This window comes from Chryseobacterium hagamense, from assembly GCF_007991455.1.
Lineage (GTDB): Bacteria > Bacteroidota > Bacteroidia > Flavobacteriales > Weeksellaceae > Chryseobacterium > Chryseobacterium hagamense.
The window spans coordinates 1-18302 of the sequence record NZ_BJYJ01000015.1; the positions used below are offsets into that span (position 1 = coordinate 1).

12 protein-coding genes are annotated in these 18302 nt (G+C 44.6%); 5 read left to right on the forward strand and 7 right to left on the reverse strand.

The window, feature by feature from the left end; translation table 11 throughout:
* The 3 genes from CHA01nite_RS13255 to CHA01nite_RS13265 all read right to left on the reverse strand — a co-directional run.
* The coding region (locus CHA01nite_RS13255) for a DUF6443 domain-containing protein (RefSeq protein WP_146942136.1) at positions 1-2454 on the reverse strand (2454 nt) is incomplete at its 3' end.
* 7 nt (positions 2455-2461) lie between these two features.
* A complete protein-coding gene (locus tag CHA01nite_RS13260) occupies positions 2462-5320 on the reverse strand; it encodes a hypothetical protein (RefSeq protein ID WP_146942138.1) in 2859 nt (952 codons plus the stop codon).
* A gap of 4 nt (positions 5321-5324) precedes the next feature.
* The gene (locus CHA01nite_RS13265; RefSeq protein ID WP_146942140.1) at positions 5325-7118 is read right to left on the reverse strand and encodes a T9SS type A sorting domain-containing protein; all 1794 of its coding nucleotides are present in this window, start codon (positions 7116-7118) and stop codon (positions 5325-5327) included.
* 589 nt (positions 7119-7707) lie between these two features.
* Between CHA01nite_RS13265 and CHA01nite_RS13270 the strand changes: the two genes are divergently transcribed.
* From CHA01nite_RS13270 to CHA01nite_RS13285, 4 genes are all read left to right on the forward strand, one after another.
* Positions 7708-8298 (forward strand): TetR/AcrR family transcriptional regulator, encoded by a 591-nt coding sequence (locus tag CHA01nite_RS13270; protein WP_146942142.1) that lies wholly within the window; start codon positions 7708-7710, stop codon positions 8296-8298.
* Positions 8299-8364: 66 nt separating this feature from the next.
* The gene (locus tag CHA01nite_RS13275) at positions 8365-8826 is read left to right on the forward strand and encodes a hypothetical protein (RefSeq protein WP_228458414.1); all 462 of its coding nucleotides are present in this window, start codon (positions 8365-8367) and stop codon (positions 8824-8826) included.
* Between the two features lies 1 nt (position 8827).
* The gene (locus tag CHA01nite_RS13280) at positions 8828-9130 is read left to right on the forward strand and encodes a DUF3817 domain-containing protein (protein ID WP_146942144.1); all 303 of its coding nucleotides are present in this window, start codon (positions 8828-8830) and stop codon (positions 9128-9130) included.
* The gene (locus CHA01nite_RS13285; protein WP_146942146.1) at positions 9127-9495 is read left to right on the forward strand and encodes a rhodanese-like domain-containing protein; all 369 of its coding nucleotides are present in this window, start codon (positions 9127-9129) and stop codon (positions 9493-9495) included. The genes CHA01nite_RS13280 and CHA01nite_RS13285 overlap by 4 nt, the downstream gene beginning before the upstream one ends.
* Positions 9496-10487: 992 nt before the next feature.
* Here the strand turns inward: CHA01nite_RS13285 and CHA01nite_RS13290 are convergent.
* The 3 genes from CHA01nite_RS13290 to CHA01nite_RS13300 all read right to left on the reverse strand — a co-directional run bounded on the left by CHA01nite_RS13290 (position 10488) and on the right by CHA01nite_RS13300 (position 13613).
* Positions 10488-11390, reverse strand: a complete 903-nt coding sequence (locus CHA01nite_RS13290) for a helix-turn-helix domain-containing protein (RefSeq protein ID WP_146942148.1) — start codon at positions 11388-11390, stop codon at positions 10488-10490.
* A gap of 72 nt (positions 11391-11462) precedes the next feature.
* Positions 11463-12302, reverse strand: a complete 840-nt coding sequence (locus CHA01nite_RS13295) for an SDR family oxidoreductase (RefSeq protein ID WP_146942149.1) — start codon at positions 12300-12302, stop codon at positions 11463-11465.
* 180 nt (positions 12303-12482) lie between these two features.
* Positions 12483-13613, reverse strand: coding sequence for an alpha/beta hydrolase-fold protein (locus CHA01nite_RS13300; RefSeq protein ID WP_146942151.1), 1131 nt, complete (start codon positions 13611-13613; stop codon positions 12483-12485).
* A gap of 261 nt (positions 13614-13874) precedes the next feature.
* On the opposite strand from CHA01nite_RS13300, the gene CHA01nite_RS13305 reads away from it, so the two are divergent.
* Complete coding sequence (locus tag CHA01nite_RS13305) at positions 13875-16457, forward strand: TonB-dependent receptor (RefSeq protein WP_146942153.1); 2583 nt, start codon at positions 13875-13877, stop codon at positions 16455-16457.
* A gap of 514 nt (positions 16458-16971) precedes the next feature.
* On the opposite strand, the gene CHA01nite_RS13310 is transcribed toward CHA01nite_RS13305, so the two are convergent.
* Positions 16972-18090, reverse strand: a complete 1119-nt coding sequence (locus CHA01nite_RS13310) for an outer membrane protein assembly factor BamB family protein (RefSeq protein WP_170234732.1) — start codon at positions 18088-18090, stop codon at positions 16972-16974.
* Positions 18091-18302: the final 212 nt, after the last annotated feature.

Sequence of the window (18302 nt, forward strand, 5' to 3'; positions counted from 1 at the left end):
AAAATAGCTCAGGCGTATATTCCCCAGGTGGTCCGTATAGCTGTAAATATAGCTATTTTTTTCAAAATCATAATAGCCTTCGGAGGTCGGAACAAATTTTAAAACCGGGGATGACAGACTTCCATTATTATTTTCTACATACTGAAAACCGTCAAGATAATCGGTAACGGTACTGGATTCCAGATTGCCCCTTCCCGTTCCATAGGTATAGATCTTTTTAAGCTTTGTCCCGTCTGCCCGGTAAAGGTACCGGGTGTTGACGTTGTAATCTACTCCCATTCCTATAAACCTCGGTACGTAGCTCCGGTTAAACTTCACGTAGTCCGGAAGATCCAGGATATTATAGCCGATCTGAAGGATTCCTTTATCGGTTTGGCTGGTCATGTTTCCGTTATCATCATAGCTGATCGGATTCCCGGAAACATCAGGGTAGCCGGTATAGTTTCCGGAGGTATCCGTGACGGTGGCAAGCCGGTTCCCCGTGTAGCTATAGGTCAGGTTGTCAATTAAGGCTGCGGTGGAAGCAAAGCTGTTCCCGGTCCTCTGTAATGAGGTCATATTTCCCCCACGGTCATAGGCAACCGTTTCATTATAAAAATCGTTCTGCGGCACGGAGGCGTTGGGTTCGGAATATATGCCTGTAATCAGCCTGTTCAGGCTGTCATACCGGTAGGCATATTTTCGCAGGATATTGTCCTGAGTCGTTTTCCAGGTCACTTCAGAGATATTATTGCTGTATTTTCCTGCGGCCGTGCTAGCAGGATCAAAGTAAGAAAGCGAATAGGCGAAAAGATCCGTTCCCATGTTTGAGGGATCATTAATTCCGGTAAGCGCTCCTCTTACATTGTAGCTGTAATCTACGCTTTGCAGGTTATTCCCTACTTTGTTGCTGCTGACCTGCGAAAGTTCATTATAGGTATTGTCGGACAACAGCTCCTGGGGCTGGCTGTTCACCTGGTGCCACTGTTTTTTAAGGCGTCCCTGGCCATCATATTCAAACGTCTGGGTGATGATCTTTTCGTTATCACCGGCCAGTCTTTTATGATACAGTTTTGCCTGCTGAACTACTCCGGCAAAATCTAAGGAAGACTCCGTTCTGGTGTATCCTCCGAGGTAATTTACCGCATGGGTTCCGATGGCTCTTTTCCTGGTATCATACCAGATGTAACTTTTCGTCCAGCCGTCGTCTTCCAGGTTTTTCACCAATGATACCGTAGGAAGGGCCTGGGTATTCACGGCATCTGACGGATTATCGCCAATGGTATTCTCACCCATAATCTGACCAGGCCTTATAACACTGCCCTGCGGATAAGTATCGTAATAGTTTACGCTGAGGATTTTAGTAAAGGAAGCAGGATAAGCCGACTGGGTATAATAGGCCGTTACCCCGTTGGCATCAAATCCTGTTGTGCTGCGGCTCTCGTTTAATGCCGTACTGTTGTTGGCATCGTTCTGTTCCGCATTTCTTCCTGCACTTCCATAATTCCGGGAACTTGTATAAATTCCGGTATAAGCCACTCTTCCAAGCCGGTCGTATCTGGTAAAAAGCCACTGCTTAGCAGCTCCCATATTGGCATCCTGGGAAAGGATAAGCCGGTCTGCCCTGTCGTAGACCATGTATTCCCAACCTTTTCCGGGAATCTTTTTCTCCACTAACCTGTTCCATCCATCATAGCGGTACTGGTAACAGAAGTTGTCCAGCGTAGTCTGGTCTACCTGCCCGGAATAGGCCGCCAAAGGAGGGATCACGTAGGCCAATTGGCCATACTCGTTGTAGATATAATAGGTATCTACATTCTGTCCATTATCTTTTTTCCGAAGCAAAACCGTCTGCCCTTTTTTATTTTTAAATTCTATACTTACCTTATTATCTTCATTGGTCACCATATTTTTAGCCAAGGTACTGGCTGCATAGTTTCCGGAACTGCTGAGAAGCGATTGGGTACTGCCGTCTGCCCAAGTCGTGGAAACTGTGTATCTGGTCACTTCACCATCTGCATTGGCATCATAGGTAAAATTCACCGGCTTATCAGCCCATTGGGTTCCAACCTGTATCTGCTGCTGTATGCGGTCGAGCGGTGAGTTTTCCAGAATCTTTTCAGAATAGATCTTTTCCGCTCCGTATACTGCGGGAGCATTGGCCAGAGGGGAAGTATAGATGGCGCCGTTCTGGGTGGCCTGCTGCGGCACAGGAAGGTAACTCCTGGTCTGCCTGCCGAAGGAATCATACTCAATATAGCTTACCATATCCCTTCCGAGAGGCGTTGCCTTTATATCAATGGTCTGGACCGGTTTTCCCCAGCTGTCAAAATACTGCACATTTTCAGAGACGTTGGAGCAGCCCCCATTGAGACAGGTTTTGCTGTATATGTAGTTTTCGGAAGAAGTAAGGTTGGTCTGCGCAAAAGATACAGCTGCAAACAGTATACTCACTACACTTAAAATCTTTTTCATGGTTATGTTAGTGTTTATAGTTGTATTGATATTCTTTCAGGGTTTTGAATGATACCGCTCCTGCCGAATCCCTTTCCATTCTTTTTACCGTTTTCAGCCTGCCCGAAGTATCATATTCGTAGACTTCCCTGATCCCCGACGGAGGAGTGGTACTGGTGATTCCCGCAATCGGATCATACGTATATGTAGTGATCTGATAATTTGAAAGCGCAGGATTTTTCCTGAAATTATCCAGTGCGTTAAGCAGTGCAGGCTCATTGCTGCCATTGAGGTTATCGGCATCGGAAAAGCTGATGATATCATTGGCAAGGGAAGAGACCTGACTATAGGAAGCACCTTCTATTTTAGCAATCAGCAATGTTTTGTTATATCCGTAAATCATGGCAGTGGTTAATCCTGCAGCGGTAGAAAACTGAAGAAGGTTTCCTTTATCGTCGTATAAATCCATGGTCATATTGGCACGTGTGCTTCCGTCCGCAAGATTCACGGAAACCAGGGAAGAAGGAAGCAGTGAGGCGTTAGCAAAGACAGTGGATGTTTTAGCAACCGTTTTTCCATTCATCTTTTCTTCCGTCTGTACCGGAATTCCTTTCATATAGGCATTTTCCAGGCTGGCATAGCCGGATATCCCGATCGGATAGGTCAGGAACTTTTCTTTCAGATCCCCGTCGATAACTGATTTTATATATACAGGCTTATAATTAAGGCTGCTGATCTGGGTTTCTGTCTGGTTTTCCAGCACTTTTCCTCCGGGGTAGTACACCTTCTCGGTCTGGGTAGTCTTCGCAATATAACTCGGTTTACTGGAATGTTTAGTGGGGGAAATGTTCAGCTGATACTCATCATCTGCATAATTGGTAAACTCGTAATTCATTTCTTTTGATGACAGAAGGTGGTTTTGCTGGTCATACGCCTCTTCCCTGAAAGGGAGTCCGTTTTTGGTGATACTGTAGTAAGGCCAGAAAAAAGTAGGTTCAAGCTGTGTTCCCCCGTTTTGCACTTTTGGATAATCATTCGGTATTTTGAAAGTTTTCCGGATATAACCTTTTCCGTTTTCATAAACTTTGACATGATTATAAAGAATATAAGGAGACTGTGGGTCAGACCCAGTATCACGTTCGTTAAAAAACTGGTATCCACTGCTGCTGTTATTCAGGGTAAAAGAATCGTATCCGTAATGAATTGTTTTTTCCGGTGAAGGGTCTGATATGTTTTTATAGTATTCAATATTCTTTATTCTTTTCCCTTCTGCCGCCCGGGCATTTCTAAAAGGACCCAATAAAAACTTGGTTCCTGTAACGCCGAAGGATCCTGTTCCTTTTGCTCCGTCCACAGCTGAAACTTCAAGAGTGTAGCTTCCTGGATTATTGGAAAATACCAGAATGTTTTGAGAAACAGTACTGCTGTAAGATCTGTTCCAAATTTCCTGTGTACCCTTTTTTAGGGTAAAAGTAAGGCTCGCGTTTGTAGTAGGGTGAGGCTGCTGGTCATAAAAAGGATCATTCGGATCAGGCATTTGCGGCATGGGATAATCAAAAGTATCAAGATTAATAAATAATTCAAACCGTTTTGTTTTGCTTTGGTCCCCCGGTATGGTAAAAGTATAACTTTGCGAGGTTTCCGTGTTTAGAGAATTAGTAAGGAGATTTTCTTTTTCCTGTATTACCGGATCATAATCATAAGCTTCCAGGTAAGCCCTGTAGTCCGGATCGCTGTAATCAAAATACTGCTCGTTATCCTCAAAATTATACTTTACTGTCCCTCCTGTAGGAACGGTAATTTTTTCTAAGATACCATCGATGGCATTACCATAACTATCAACCGTATTTTTATAAGCGATTAATGTTTCTTCTATTTTTACGTTGTTCTTATCATTTTTCTTTACCGAAGCCAGTACCCGCTTGTTTTTCAACGGATCAGCATAAGGATGCGAGACAATGCTGTTATTAATCAGATAGCTGTAGTAGGTTTCTCCCGCAGGATTTTTTAATGAGACTTTGTTTAAAGTAAAAGGATCATTCACCGTATCCTTTAAATTTCCGTCGTACGTAAAATCTAATGTGACTTCTCCCTTCGGTGTTTTTATGGATTTCACTTTACAATACTGATAAACGATTGTTCCATTGGAAAGTACTTGATTTTTCTTTTCATACTGAAGTATCGCCATCTCTACGCCGATAGGATTTACGATTTTCGTCAGGTAGTACGCCGATTTAAATGTCGGAGCAAAAAGATCATTGTTGTCACAGCTATATTGGGAATAATCATATTCCTGAAAATAATATTTGTATCCGTTATCTGTCGTTATGGTAAAACTATCTGCTATGAATGTTACCGTATTACTGTTTCTTACGAATTCTATTTTAGCGTTGTTCGGGCTAAGATTCACAAGGGAAAATGTATTTGCTGCCACATCCCGTTTTATCCTGAATTTTCCGGAAATACCCGGTGCCGAATAATAATAAATATCATTGAACTCGTTGTTGTAATGTCCAGGAAGTGAAGGATTATTATAGCACTCATCCAGCCCGTCAATTGCTTTTTTATAAATGACACTGGTTCCGATAAGCGACCATCCATACCCTATATCACTGATCCGCTCCGTATTTTCATAATTTTGGATATTATACCCCAGACTGATTGGATAATTCAAGCTGTTGTCACTCATCGGAACACTTAGAAGAGGGATATTGATATTCGGAATACCGGTTGCTTCATTAATCGGGACGTCTGAATATCGGGACAGGGAAGCAATGGATGGTGAAGGAATTGCATTATTTGCTGCTGCTCCGACACTGTTTTGGGCATATCCTTCCTGCAGACCTAACATAAAAAGAGCCTGTAATAAAAAAATATTCTTTCTCATTATTTTATTTTTTAATCAGTTTCGCACCCGCCGTTTTCCCGTTATCCGTCTTCACCGACACCAGGTAAGCCCCCTGGACCAGCGGCTGCGTGTTAATTTTGGTTACTTTGTTTTTTGTCTTAATGCTCTGAAGCTGTCTTCCGCCCATGTCATACACCGTAATCTCCGCTTCAAACGCTTCGTCATAGACGTTCCCTGAGGCTCTCGAAGGGAAGCCAAGCTCCACATACGCATAATCACTCACCGGGTTCGGGTAGATCTTAATATCCTGCTTCTCGATCAGCTGGTCAATCTGCCTGTCTCCAAGCTTTACGATCTTCCAGTTCTCTTTGCCGAGCTCTTCGGCACTGGTTCCGGCCAGGATGATCGATCCGTCACGGTTTAATTTAATATCAGAAAGCCTTTCTTCTTTTTTGCTGGATTCCCCTTTCACGTGCTTTCGCCACTGCTCGTTGCCGTTTGGGTCTAAATACAGCATCCAGAACTTCTCATCATCCGTTTCGATCCTCCCCTCTGCCTGCGTGTAGCCACCCAGAAGGATTCCTTTCGTACTTTTATCATCTGAAGCATGCAGAACACTCATGCCCATTAAAACATCCCGGTTTTTGAAATTGTAGGATTTCTGCCAGATTTCTTCGCCCTTCATGTTTATGGAGATGAGCCAAAGATCACTACCTTCTTCGATGCCGACGGTTTTATTCCCTGATCTTTCAGACCTGGATTCCCCGCCGATCAGGTAACCCGTGGAAGTCATGGCCAGGGTCCTTAAATGGTCGTCGCCCGTTCCTCCATAATTCTTTTCCCATTCGACTTTGCCGTCTTTTGAAAGCTTGATAATCCAATAGTCTCCTTCGCCGTAGTTGCTGCTGGCTTTTGGCTGCTGGCTTCTGGCGGCTGAAGATGAATTTGCAGGCTGCTGTGTCATTCCGGCATTTTGATTGCTGCTTCCCGTCACAGCTCCGCTTCTGGAGTAGATGCCCAATAAAGCTCCGCCATCAGCAGTCGGAATCATTTTCTCCACTTCATCCAGGCCTTTTCCGCCTAAAACAAGCTGCGAGATTTCCTTTCCGTTTTTGTCCAGCCTTACCACCAGCACATCTTTGGAGCCGTAACCTTTATCCGCTAACTGAGCCGAGCCGAAGTTAACATTCCCTGCAACAAAGAATCCGAGATCCGTCGTCTGGATCACCGCCCGGGCTTCTTCATCCGCCGCACTCCCGATGGTTTTCTGCCAGATTTCATCCCCGTTTTCAGAGATGCGCACTAACCAAAAATCACTGCCGCCTTTGGATTCATCCTTCTTATCAAGGCCTTTTCCGCTGTAAGAAGTTCCGGCCATTAAGAATCCGCCCTCCTGCGTATTGACAGTAGCGCTGAGCATATCATGGTTTTTCCCGGAGAAGTATTTTTCCCAAACCTGTTCTCCTATTTGGTTCAATTTTACCAGATGAAAGTCGTAACCGTTATTTTGCTGTACGGCCCCTGAGTTTCCAGAAGCGGCAGCTCCTGAGGTTCCTACTTTGGCCCCTGAGGCTCTCGAAGGGGTCGAAGGAGTGGCCCCTGAGCCTGTCGAAGGAGTGGCCCCTGAGGCTCCCGAAGAGACACTTCCGGCTTCCATCATCCCGCTTCCCGCTTTTATGGAACTCCCGGTAATTAAATATTGATTGTCAATGCTTGCCGTAACCTGGCTTAAGAAATCCTGCGTCGAGGATCGGATGTCTTTCTGCCAGACCACTTCCTGGGCAGACATGCCCAGTGCTGTGCACAGGAAAAGTGCGCTCATATTGAGTTTTTTCATGCTGATTGAGTTTTAATATTGTTATTATTTTGATATGAAATTAAGAAGCACCTCTTTAAAGAAAATACGGTTAACCGTATCTTTGCCGAATTGTGAAGATCGATTTCCGTAAAGGACGGAAGGTTGCTGTTGCCGTTCATGGTTTCGTTTTTTTGTTATTAATTTTCTATTGTTTGCAAAACTAATCCTCATATACGACAAAATGCGTCGTATTTTATTTTTATCGGAAAATTAATCATATCTCCCTTCTATTCAAGCGGAAAAATTTAATTAACCGGTCTCTAGGTATGCAAATATAAGCAATTACAACAAATACTTGTTTAAAAACTATAAAATAAACAACAATTAATTGCTTTAAATTAATGCTGTGACTCTTTTTGATAAGTTGAAACTGGCTTCCTGTAATTTTAGCGAATCCCGTTTGATAAGCAGTAAAAAATCATCCGGAAAATACAGATTTGTGAATCCGTACAGGGATTTCAAAAACAGACAGGCTTTTGTATGACTAGCAATCTGCCTTTTACCCACCGCTTTTCAGCAGGAATTTCTCCGATAATTTGTTACTTTGCAGGCAGACCGACCGTATGTTATGAAAAAATCGCAGGAAACCCGCCTCCATATTCTTCAGAGCGCCTTTGAACTGATCTACAGCAAAGGCTACCAAACCACCAGTGTAGATGAGATCATTGCCCGGACGAAAGTAACGAAAGGGGCATTTTATTACCATTTCAAAACAAAGGATGAAATGGGAATGGCCATTCTTAACGAGCTTCTGAAACCCACATTTGCCGCTCATTTTATCAGACCTCTGGAAAATCCGGACGATGCACTGGAAAGCATTTACCGTCTGCTCTACGCAATGCTGATGGAAGATTCTTTCATGACAGTGGCCAACGGCTGCCCCGCCTCCAACTTCACCCAGGAGATGGCGCCCTGGAATGCGGAATTTACCCGGACCCTCAATGGGCTGTCGAAAGATTGGGAACAGGCCATGATCGATGCCATCGAAAATAGCAGGAGCAAAGGCCTGATCAGGAAAGAAGCGGATGCCCGGACGGTTGCCGTCTTCGTCCTGTCCGGCTATTGGGGCGTGAGAAACCTGGGTAAACTGGAAAATTCCAAAGAGGTATACCTGATCTTTCTGAACGGACTGAAATCCTATTTTGACAGCCTGAAGTAATTTTTTTTAAAAAACATACCAATTGGTATGTTTTTTATTTTACCTTTGCTGCATTGTTAAAATTTAATGATGTATCAGACACTGACTTTTCTGCATTCGCTTTTCCGCTGGCTGGTTCTCCTCAGCCTTCTCTGTTCGGTTTTCAGAGCCTGGAAAGGGTATTCCGCCCGTAAGGAATTTTCCGGTACGGATAATTCCCTGCGGCACTGGACCGCAACCATTGCACATATCCAGCTGGTGCTTGGGATTACCTTGTACACCCAAAGTCCGCTGGTCAAATATTTCTGGAAAAATTTTGATCAGGCCAAGGCCTCTTTGGACCTCCTCTTTTTCGGGCTGATCCATATCGGGCTTATGCTGACGGCCATTGTCCTGATCACCACCGGATCTTCGATGACCAAAAGGAAGAAGGATAACCGCGAAAGGTTCAGGACGATGCTGGTGTATTACGGCATTGCCCTGATCATCATCTTCCTGGCCATCCCGTGGCCTTTTTCCCCTTTTGCCAACAGACCTTATTTAAGATAATATGATTCAATTATTCAAAACCAAAACCGGAAGGCTGAGAATTGTCGCCATCCTTGAAGGCATTTCCCTGTTAGTCCTGGTTTTTATTGCAGTTCCATTGAAATACGGGTTTCACAATCCTTCCCTGGTGAAAATAATGGGCCCTGTGCATGGCTCTTTATTCCTGCTGTTTTTGTTCAGCACCCTGAGTACGGGCGTGGAACAGGGATGGAAATTTAAAGAAGTAACCTGGAAAGTACTGCTGGCCTGCATGATCCCGTTCGGGACCTTTTATATCGACCATAAAATCTTACGGCAACTATGAAAAATCTACTGATATTCTTCGGGATTCTTCTTGCCGTGTACATCACCTACCGGATTTACCGGTACCAGACCCTTGATGACGGACTGGACGGTCTGATCAGCAACGGAGCGGTGATCCTTGACGTCAGGACCGAAACCGAATACAAAACCGGCCATATTCCCGGTTCAGAAAATATTTCGCTGGGTACCCTCAGGGAAAGGTATAAAGAGCTTGACCCATCCAAAACCTACATCACCGTCTGTTCACACGGGCTGAGAAGCGTAAAGGCGGAACACCTTCTGAAGGAAAGAGGATTTACAAAGGTATATAACGGCGGTGCCTGGATCGACCTGCAAAACAGCCTTAGCCAGGATGAACCGCGCTAAAGATAAAATTCGGGATCCGCCCATATCCTAACATGAAGCTGACTGTATTTAACTTAAATTCAGATATTTAAATACTTACAAAATAAGACATCAAGACCTTTGATCGTATTTTTGATAAGAAAAACTTCAGGCATACAGCATTCCTCTTCCGGCCTGGTCATTTGATTTCCACATCAGGTTCACATTATATTTAAATTAAATCACGCAGATTTTGCAGATGATGCAGATTTTATGGTGAAAGGCCGGAGATATTACCATAAGAGATTTGTTCTAAAAAACAACAAACAGCATATTGCCGACATTCATAAGTTCCATTAAACGGGCTCGCTCCAGCGGAGCAATATCTATATAGCTAAGTTCTAACCGTTATGACAGAACTCTGGAGGAGTTCTATCTTTTTCAGCCGATATTGAGATAGCACACCCACGGCGTGCCGGTGATTGTAAAGATCTTTTATGTTGCACAGATGATATTCCTATGGAATATGGATTTTAAGGGTCAATGGTAATAACCACTATCAACAGAGCCCGTCAAATTGTATATTTAAAGTGAATCAGACCGTATCCGGCTTATATTCAAATATTTTAGTTAATTTAAAAATAAAATTAAGACTAATTCAGTCAGGATTTTGAATAGAACCAGCCTGACGGCGCGTAATGCAACCCGGCTTGAATTAAAATGATTCCTCATTTTAAAAGACTGCAATTTCAGTTAGCAGCGTTGTGTCATCCTGAAGCTCCTGAAGGATTTTACTCCCGCCGGCATCCCTTATGAAATAGCCTCACAAACCTCTAAACAGAATGAAAAAATTCTATGATTATCACGACTCCTGATCTTATTTTACAAGAGAAACTTCCGATCTCCGGCATCCTTCTTCCGGCTTATTCATCTGATTTCCATATTGAATTCATGCTGTCCTCATTGATGAAAATTAAAATACTAAAGTATTGGAAAGGGATTGATCTATCGGAATAAAAGCGGTTGATCTGATCTCAATCCGTCTCGCGGAACCGGACCGGCGTGAGCTGTACCTTTTTCTTAAAAAAATTGTTGAAGTGCGTCGCTTCCCGGAAGCCAAGCGAATAGGCAATTTCCGATACGTTCCAACCGGTATGCTTCAGCAAAATTTTCGCTTCCTGCAGCACTCGTTCGGCAATAATCCCGGAAGTTGTTTTTCCTGTAACTTCCTTTACCGCCCTGTTCAGATGATTGACATGCACAGAAAGCTGGCCGGCAAATTCCGATGGGGACCGGAAGCTGATCCTTTGTCTGACGTCTTCCACCGGAAACTGGCGTTCCAGAAGTTCCAGAAAAAGATGGGTAATCCGTTGCGAAGCATTGGTCTTCTGCTTTTCAGCTTTTGAAGCCGGCTGCATTTTCAAGGTATAATGGAGCAACTCGAAGACCAGGTTCCGGAGCAGGTCATACCGGTGTGCATAACCGGAAACCATTTCAGCCTGCATTTTCCTGAACACAGAAGTTACCTCTTCCAGCTGTTGATCGGTCAGCTCAAAAACCGGAATAACCTCCGGCTGGAAAACTTCATAGTCATTTAAGTTTCCGAAATGATGAAAAAATGCAGGAGTGAATACACAGAAAATCCCGGATTTATAATCGTCGATCCACTCGAATTTATAAGGGATCTGGGGATTGGTAAAAAATAAGGCCTGCTTCCGGATCTCAATGACCTTATCGGCATAATGAATGCGGTTTCTTCCGATAATCAGGGTGATCTTAAAATAATCTTTCCGGCTGTACACCACCGGCCGGTGGCTTTTACCGATGTATTCATCTACCGTAAACACATTGAAATGCCCGACCCCGTTCCGGATATTCTCCGGGACCCGGTTAAATTTCGACTGATAAAATTCTTCCAGCGACTGCATCTTTTCCATCGGCTAAATTTACAAAAATCAAATAAAAAAAGATGCTACCCAATTTACAGGCAACACCTTCTTTTTTACATTTTAATTAAAATCAGTAGAAAAGGAAACATCTCTATTACTTTCCAATTCTGCTGAAAGCACCCTGATTTTTTCCGAAGCCCTGGAATAAGCATCGCTTCCGAGATACAGGCGTACCGGAGGATTCGGATCTTCTGCCAGATCGATAAAAACCTGGGCCAGCTTCTCAGGATCGCCGAGCTGCGTTCCGTTCATTGCTGCATATTTTCCGTGCGAGGCCCGGATGGCCTGGTAATCGTTGATTTTCTTTTCTGCAAAAACCAGGGAACTGTCTTCAAGGAACTCGGTACGGAAAGCCCCCGGAGCCACCACCGTTACTTTTATTCCCAGCTCCTTTACATCTTCCGCCATCACTTCCGAAAGCCCGGTCACTGCATATTTGGTGGACGCATACATCGCCCAGCCGGTGGCAGGAGCAAATCCTGCAATAGAGGAAATGTTGATGATGCTTCCCGACTTCTGAGTTCTGAAATACGGCATCACGGCCTGCATGGTCCGGATTACGGCAAATACATTGATGTCGAAACTGTCTTGAATTTCCTGCGGGCTCAGTTCTTCCACCGCGCCACCGATTCCATACCCGGCGTTATTGACCAAAACATCAATTTTCCCGAAACGGGCAACCGTTTTGCTTACCGCGTTATTAATTGATTTTTCACTCGTTAAATCAACTTCCAAGGGCAGGAACACTTTTTCATCAAACGTTCCGGCTGCTTCCGTTAAGCTTTGAAGATTTCTGCTGGTTGCGGCTACCCGATATCCGTCAGTGATGAGTTTTTTCACCAGTGAAAGCCCCATTCCTTTGGATGCTCCTGTAATCAGCCATACTTTTTTTGTATCCATATTTTAAATATTTTAATGATACGAAATTAGCACGGTCTGCCGCAGGTCCTCTAACGAAATCGAAACAATAGCTTACAAAAAACAAACATTTTTCGATCCGCCAGCTTTAAACTTCCGGCATCCGGGTTCCTCTCTCGAGCCTGTTAACGGATTTATCTTTCGGGTTCATGTTAAGCTGTTTTAACGGAAAATCTTCTGTGCAAACTCATGAAGACACCTTCTCCAGGTAAGCCATTCGTGATAGGTTCCCGGTGATTCGTAAGAGATATACGGGTAATGGTTTTCGTTAAGATAATTGGTCAGGGTCTTGTTGAAATCCTGGAACCGCCCGCTTTCTTTGGACCCGATGCCGGTGAATACAAACGGTTTCCGTTCTGTTTTCAGCAGATTACCCACCGGAAGCTCTTTGAACGGCTGCGCTGACGTACCTTCGTAGATCACAGGGCTGAACACGCCGATGGCTGAAAACAATTCCGGGTGACGACTGCCGATGAGCAGAGCCTGGTAACTGCCTCTCGAAAGTCCGGCAACCGCCCTTTTGCCGGTAGTTTTATATTTCTTTTCAATGTAGGGAATCAGTTCCCGGACCAGGATCCGGTCTATATTCTGGGAAGAAAGCACGGTTCTCGGGTAATCGTCCGGCCTTTTTTCCTCTTCCGGGCTCAGGGCCACGCCGTAGTCCATGACCACGATCATTTCCGCTGCTTTTTTTTCCGCAAAAAGATTATCAAGAATAGCACCCAGATGTCCCTGTTTCCCCCAGCCGGTAATGTCTTCACCGGTTCCGTGATACAGGTAAAGCACCGGGAATTTTCCGGTTCCATAGTTTGGCGGAAGATAGACTTTAAAATTCCGCCGGCCCCGGATAACAGCTGAATACAGGCTGTCATTGACGATCCGTCCGTGTTTTACATTTTTTGTCAGAAAGAAATCTTCGCCGGAATTTATTTCAATCCCGCTGGTCGGCTGCCCATAGCCAAAGTAAAGCTCCGTATTGGGATCATTGGTCCGCTTCCCGTCTACGTTAAACCAATAGTAGTGAAACCCGGTTTCCAGCGGTGAAGTGGAAATAGTCCAGAAGCCTTCTTTGTCTTTAGTGGTGATGAATTCCATATTCTGCATCCCGTCTCCGCCCTCAAGGGTAACGGATTTTGCCTCCGGGAAATAGACTTTGAATTTTGACTTTCCGTCGACATCTGTTTTCGGAAATTCCTTTCCTATTTTTGCCGTGACCGACGTTTTAAAGTTTTGGGAGAAGATCAGGGATGAGCACAACATGAAAGCGGCTGACAGTCTGGTGAAATTTAGCATTGATAATGGGTTTGAAAGCTTAAATCATCTACAATTTAGGAATTCTTTTGCAGGTAAAAGGCAAATAAAACAGCCGAATCCGGTAATCCCTTCATTATAAACGGTTTCCCTACCATTCTTCAGGTATCAATGTTTTTTGCGGCCCGGTTTATTTTTTAAACGCTGTTTTATTTCGTACCTTGTTTAAAAATAGACAGGATACCAACGTCACTTAAATAAAGGATCAACTGATGATTTCGGTATTTTTATTTAATTCAAATCATGGCTAAACCTTTATCTTTCTTTCTGTGTTGCTCGGCCGTTTCGGCAACGATATTCGTGAATGCACAAAACAGGCCTGCAGGAGCAAAAATCAAAAGCAGTGACAGCCTGCAGATCCACTCCGTGGAAGAAGTGGTGGTTTCCGCTTCCAGAACCTCCGAAAGCATTCTTAAAACACCGGTCACCGTAGAGTCGCTGAATGCGGCCTATCTGCGGAATACCGCCGCCCCTTCGTTTTTCGACGGGCTGGAAAACGTGAAAGGCATACAGATGCTGACACCGAGCTTAGGCTTTAAAATCATCAATACCCGCGGCTTTGCCAATACCACCAATGTGAGATTCAGCCAGCTGGTAGACGGTTTCGACAATCAGGCGCCCCATATCGGTGCCCCGATCGGCAATGCTTTGGGCCCGAACGATCTCGACATCGAACGCGTGGAAATCATTCCCGGTACCTCTTCGGCCCTTTATGGTTTGAATGCCGTCAACGGACTGGCTAATTTCATCACGAAAGATCCGTTTAAGAAGCCCGGGATCTCATTCCAGCAGAAAACCGGGGTCAATCATCTAGGAGAATCCGGAAGTAAAGCGACCCTGTTTACGGAATACAGCTTCCGGGTGGCTGAAAAGCTGTCCGACCGGCTCGCTTTTAAACTGAACGGCAGTTTTACCAAAGGAACCGACTGGAAAGCGGACAACCGGGAGGACCTGAACCCGGACGCCAACCTGGCCCTGGGCATTGCCGGCGGCATCAGCAATCCTGCCTATGATCCCGTGAACGGATACGGCAACGAATCGTCCAACCGCCGCACCCTGACCCTTAACGGCAAACGCTATGTGGTGGCACGGACCGGATACAGTGAACAGGACGTTACCGATTACGACATCCTGAATCTTAAAGCGGACCTCGGATTATCTTATCGGTTCAATCCGGAAACATCGATTACTTACACCTACCGTTTTGCCGATCTCGATAATGTATACCAGCGGGCCAACCGTTTTGCCCTGAAAGATTACCTTCTGCAGCAGCATGCGGTAGAGGTTAAAAGTACTTTTTTCCTGTTCAGAGCTTTTGTAACCAGTGAAAACACCGGCAAATCCTATAACCTGAGATCGGCGGCCGAAAACCTCGACCGCAGATTCAAAACGGATGATCAGTGGTATGCCGATTACACTACAGCTTTTAATAATGCCTTCGCTGCTTCAGGATCCGATGTAATCAATGCCCTGAATCAGGCACGTGCCATGGCCGATATGGGAAGACTGCAGCCCGGAACGGCTGCGTTTGACCATGCGCTGAAAGAGCTTGCCGATATCAACAACTGGGATCGTGGGGCAGCCTTGCGGGTCAGGGACAAACTGGTTCATGCAGAGGTTCAATCTGACCTTTCCAAATTACTGGGAAGCCGATTTAAAGAAAAGACAGGTCTGGACCTGCTTGCCGGAATGGATTACCAGTCCTACATCATCCGGCCGGACGGTAATTATTTCGTTAACCCGGCCGCCGGTAAAACGGGTGATCCGTTCAGCTACGGCAAAACGGGCGGCTTCCTTCAGGCGGGTAAGGATTTATTTAACGGATTTTTAAAAGTTTCCGCTACGATCAGGATCGATAAGAACGATTATTTTGAGGTAAAGTACAATCCCCGTTTAACGGCTGTTCTCACACCATTTAACAATCAGAGCCTGCGGATGTCTTTCCAGAGCGGTTCGCGGTTTCCCAGTATTTTTGAGGCTTTTTCCAACGTCAACAGCGGCGGCGTCAAAAGAATCGGCGGCCTGAAGATCATGTCCGACGGCATCTTTGAAAATGCATACCTGCGAAGTTCCATCGACCGTTTCCAGGCGGCCGTCACGGCGGACTTCAATAACGGGATGACGGTAGCGGAAGCCGTAGAGAAAGAAAAAGGGCTGCTGGTAAAAAATTATTATACTTATCTGAAACCGGAACACCTTACCTCCTTTGAAGCGGGCTACAAAGCATTTTTCTTAAAAAAAAGCCTGCAGCTGGATGCCGATTTCTATTTTAACCGGTACAATGATTTTATCGCCCAGGTTGAAATGAATGTTCCCAATACAACCGTACAGGAGCAGATTCCGACCTTTTTAAACAACAGGAGCCAGCAGAGCCGGTACCGGATGTATACGAATTCCCGCAGCGTGGTTTACAATTACGGAGGAAGCATCGGAACCAACTATTTTCTGGGCCGGCATTACCAGATATCGGGCAATATATCGTATGCCAAGTTAAGCCGCACCGATAACAATGACGGTTTCGAGGACGGCTTCAATACCCCGGAATGGATCGCGAACCTTTCCTTTGGCGGAACAGATATTTTTGACCATCTGGGATTTAATTTGACTTACAGAAGACAGAGCGGTTTTTACTGGCGTTCATTTTTAGTCAACGGAGAAGTTGCCGCCTACGGAACTGTCGATGCCCAGGTGAATTATGACTTTTTCAAAGAAAAGCTGAAGGTGAAGATCGGTGCCACCAATCTGCTGAACAGGCCGTATTATTCTTTTTTGGGAGGGCCAGGCATCGGAGGCCTTTATTATACGACGCTTACGTATAGCCTTTAAATTAACCTGAACCGATGGATTTAAGTTATTTTTAGCAATGTAAATCCGACAGAATGTATTTGCTTAAGAAAATAACTTAGTACATTGCCAAGAGTGAATGATGGATGGATAAGTTCAACGCTAAGCAGGCGTGCTTATTAAACGCATTTGTCATTGAGATAAGCCTGCGGGACTACTGATGTTCTGTTCATTTCTGTAAAGAGGTTTGTTCTTTCATGGCTCGCTGCTGTCGTCTGCCTTTATTAAGCCCCGGGCAAAATCCGGGACTGTGATTGTAAGGCCCCACCGGGGCAAATGCTTTTGTTATTCTTTTAATATAGATCAAATCTTTCTCCGGGTTCACTTTATTTTAATATAAACCAGATGATATATTTTAATTATGAATTAAGAAAATAATTGAATACTTACTATTGCCGGTTGTAATAACAACAAAAAAACTTCCCGCATCCATCTTTATCTCCCATCTCCCCTCTTCCAGCCTTCTAGTCCGAATCCAGTGTAAGTTCTCATCAATTTAATTTCTCCCTCCGGATTTGCTCGGATAAAATAATTTCCCGTCTTTATTCAGGATCACCGGCGCGGAAGTCACTGTTGAATTCACCGGGTATTTCCAGATTTCGGTGCCATCCTTTTCGGAGAACGCATAAATAAAATTCGATCCGCCGCCGCCGATATACACTTTAGCGTCTGCCGCCACGGGTTCCGCGCTGTTGGAATAGATGGTTTTCTGCCATTTTACCGTTCCGGACTGTTTATCGCTGGCAACGATATTTCCTGAACTGGAACTGAAATAAACGGAGTTTTCATTAACAAAAGGGCTGCTTGAATAATTCCCCGGATGAGAGGATTGCCAGACCAAATTTCCCGCTGACGCTTCCATTTTATACAGGCTGTACTTATCGGAAACATATAAATAGCCATCCAGGATCGTAGGAGACGAAAATTCCAGGGAGCTTCCCAACAGCTTTTTCCAGATCAGCGCACCGGTATCCTTTCGGATATTGTAGACATAACCGTTCCGGTTCCCGATATACAGATTATCCTGCACAATAGCAGGCGATGAAGAATTAAAAATATCACCGACGTAATATTTCCATTGCAAGGTTCCCGTGCTTTGTGCCAGGGCATAGAGATAGCCGTCATCACTGCCGAAATATACGTTTTCCCCTGAAACAATGGGACTCGAACTAACGTTAAATCCGGTAGCGTATTTCCATTTCAGTTCCCCGGTGGCTGCGTTCAGCGCATAAAAACTGTCATCATCACTGCCCACAAAAACCGTAGTGCCGGAAACGAAAACGCTGGATTCGATGGGTCCATTGGTTTTAAATTTCCATAACTGGTTTCCGTATTCCGCATTCAGTGCGTATATATACGAATCCGTACACCCCACATACAGCACGTTGTCCTGATAAAAAGCAGTACTGTACTGAAACGTTCCGCTGTCTACGAGAAAAGACCACTTCAGCTGACCGCTCTGGGAATCGAGCGCATAATATTTATTCATGCCACCGATGAATATCCTGTTTTTCGGACCGTTGAATACCGGAGTTTCATCCATGCTATCATCAGAAGAAGAACAGCCTGCTAATGCAGTGACCAGCATCAGGCCGGATAAGAATTTAAATTTCATCGTTATTAAATTTGGCTGCAAACATACAAAATTATTGCGGCTGTCCGTAATGATCATTCAGCATTTTTCCCGGATGTATATTTGATAATTTTTCAAGAACCGGCCATCTGACCATTCTTCCTTAGCCAAGGTGAATTCGACCGTATTGAAATGTTTAAATGAATTCAAAATAAAATTCTCTTCGATAGAATAATAAAAGATTCACTTTGAAT

What these genes read in the sequence shown, in the direction of transcription:
- CHA01nite_RS13300 (WP_146942151.1), bottom strand. Translation starts at nt 13,613, where the DNA reads ATGCTAAATTTCACCAGACTGTCAGCCGCTTTCATGTTGTGCTCATCC.
- CHA01nite_RS13295 (WP_146942149.1), bottom strand. Translation starts at nt 12,302, where the DNA reads ATGGATACAAAAAAAGTATGGCTGATTACAGGAGCATCCAAAGGAATG.
- CHA01nite_RS13290 (WP_146942148.1), bottom strand. Translation starts at nt 11,390, where the DNA reads ATGGAAAAGATGCAGTCGCTGGAAGAATTTTATCAGTCGAAATTTAAC.
- CHA01nite_RS13275 (WP_228458414.1), top strand. Translation starts at nt 8,365, where the DNA reads ATGATGTATCAGACACTGACTTTTCTGCATTCGCTTTTCCGCTGGCTG.
- CHA01nite_RS13265 (WP_146942140.1), bottom strand. Translation starts at nt 7,118, where the DNA reads ATGAAAAAACTCAATATGAGCGCACTTTTCCTGTGCACAGCACTGGGC.
- CHA01nite_RS13305 (WP_146942153.1), top strand. Translation starts at nt 13,875, where the DNA reads ATGGCTAAACCTTTATCTTTCTTTCTGTGTTGCTCGGCCGTTTCGGCA.
- CHA01nite_RS13280 (WP_146942144.1), top strand. Translation starts at nt 8,828, where the DNA reads ATGATTCAATTATTCAAAACCAAAACCGGAAGGCTGAGAATTGTCGCC.
- CHA01nite_RS13285 (WP_146942146.1), top strand. Translation starts at nt 9,127, where the DNA reads ATGAAAAATCTACTGATATTCTTCGGGATTCTTCTTGCCGTGTACATC.
- CHA01nite_RS13270 (WP_146942142.1), top strand. Translation starts at nt 7,708, where the DNA reads ATGAAAAAATCGCAGGAAACCCGCCTCCATATTCTTCAGAGCGCCTTT.
- CHA01nite_RS13260 (WP_146942138.1), bottom strand. Translation starts at nt 5,320, where the DNA reads ATGAGAAAGAATATTTTTTTATTACAGGCTCTTTTTATGTTAGGTCTG.
- CHA01nite_RS13310 (WP_170234732.1), bottom strand. Translation starts at nt 18,090, where the DNA reads ATGAAATTTAAATTCTTATCCGGCCTGATGCTGGTCACTGCATTAGCA.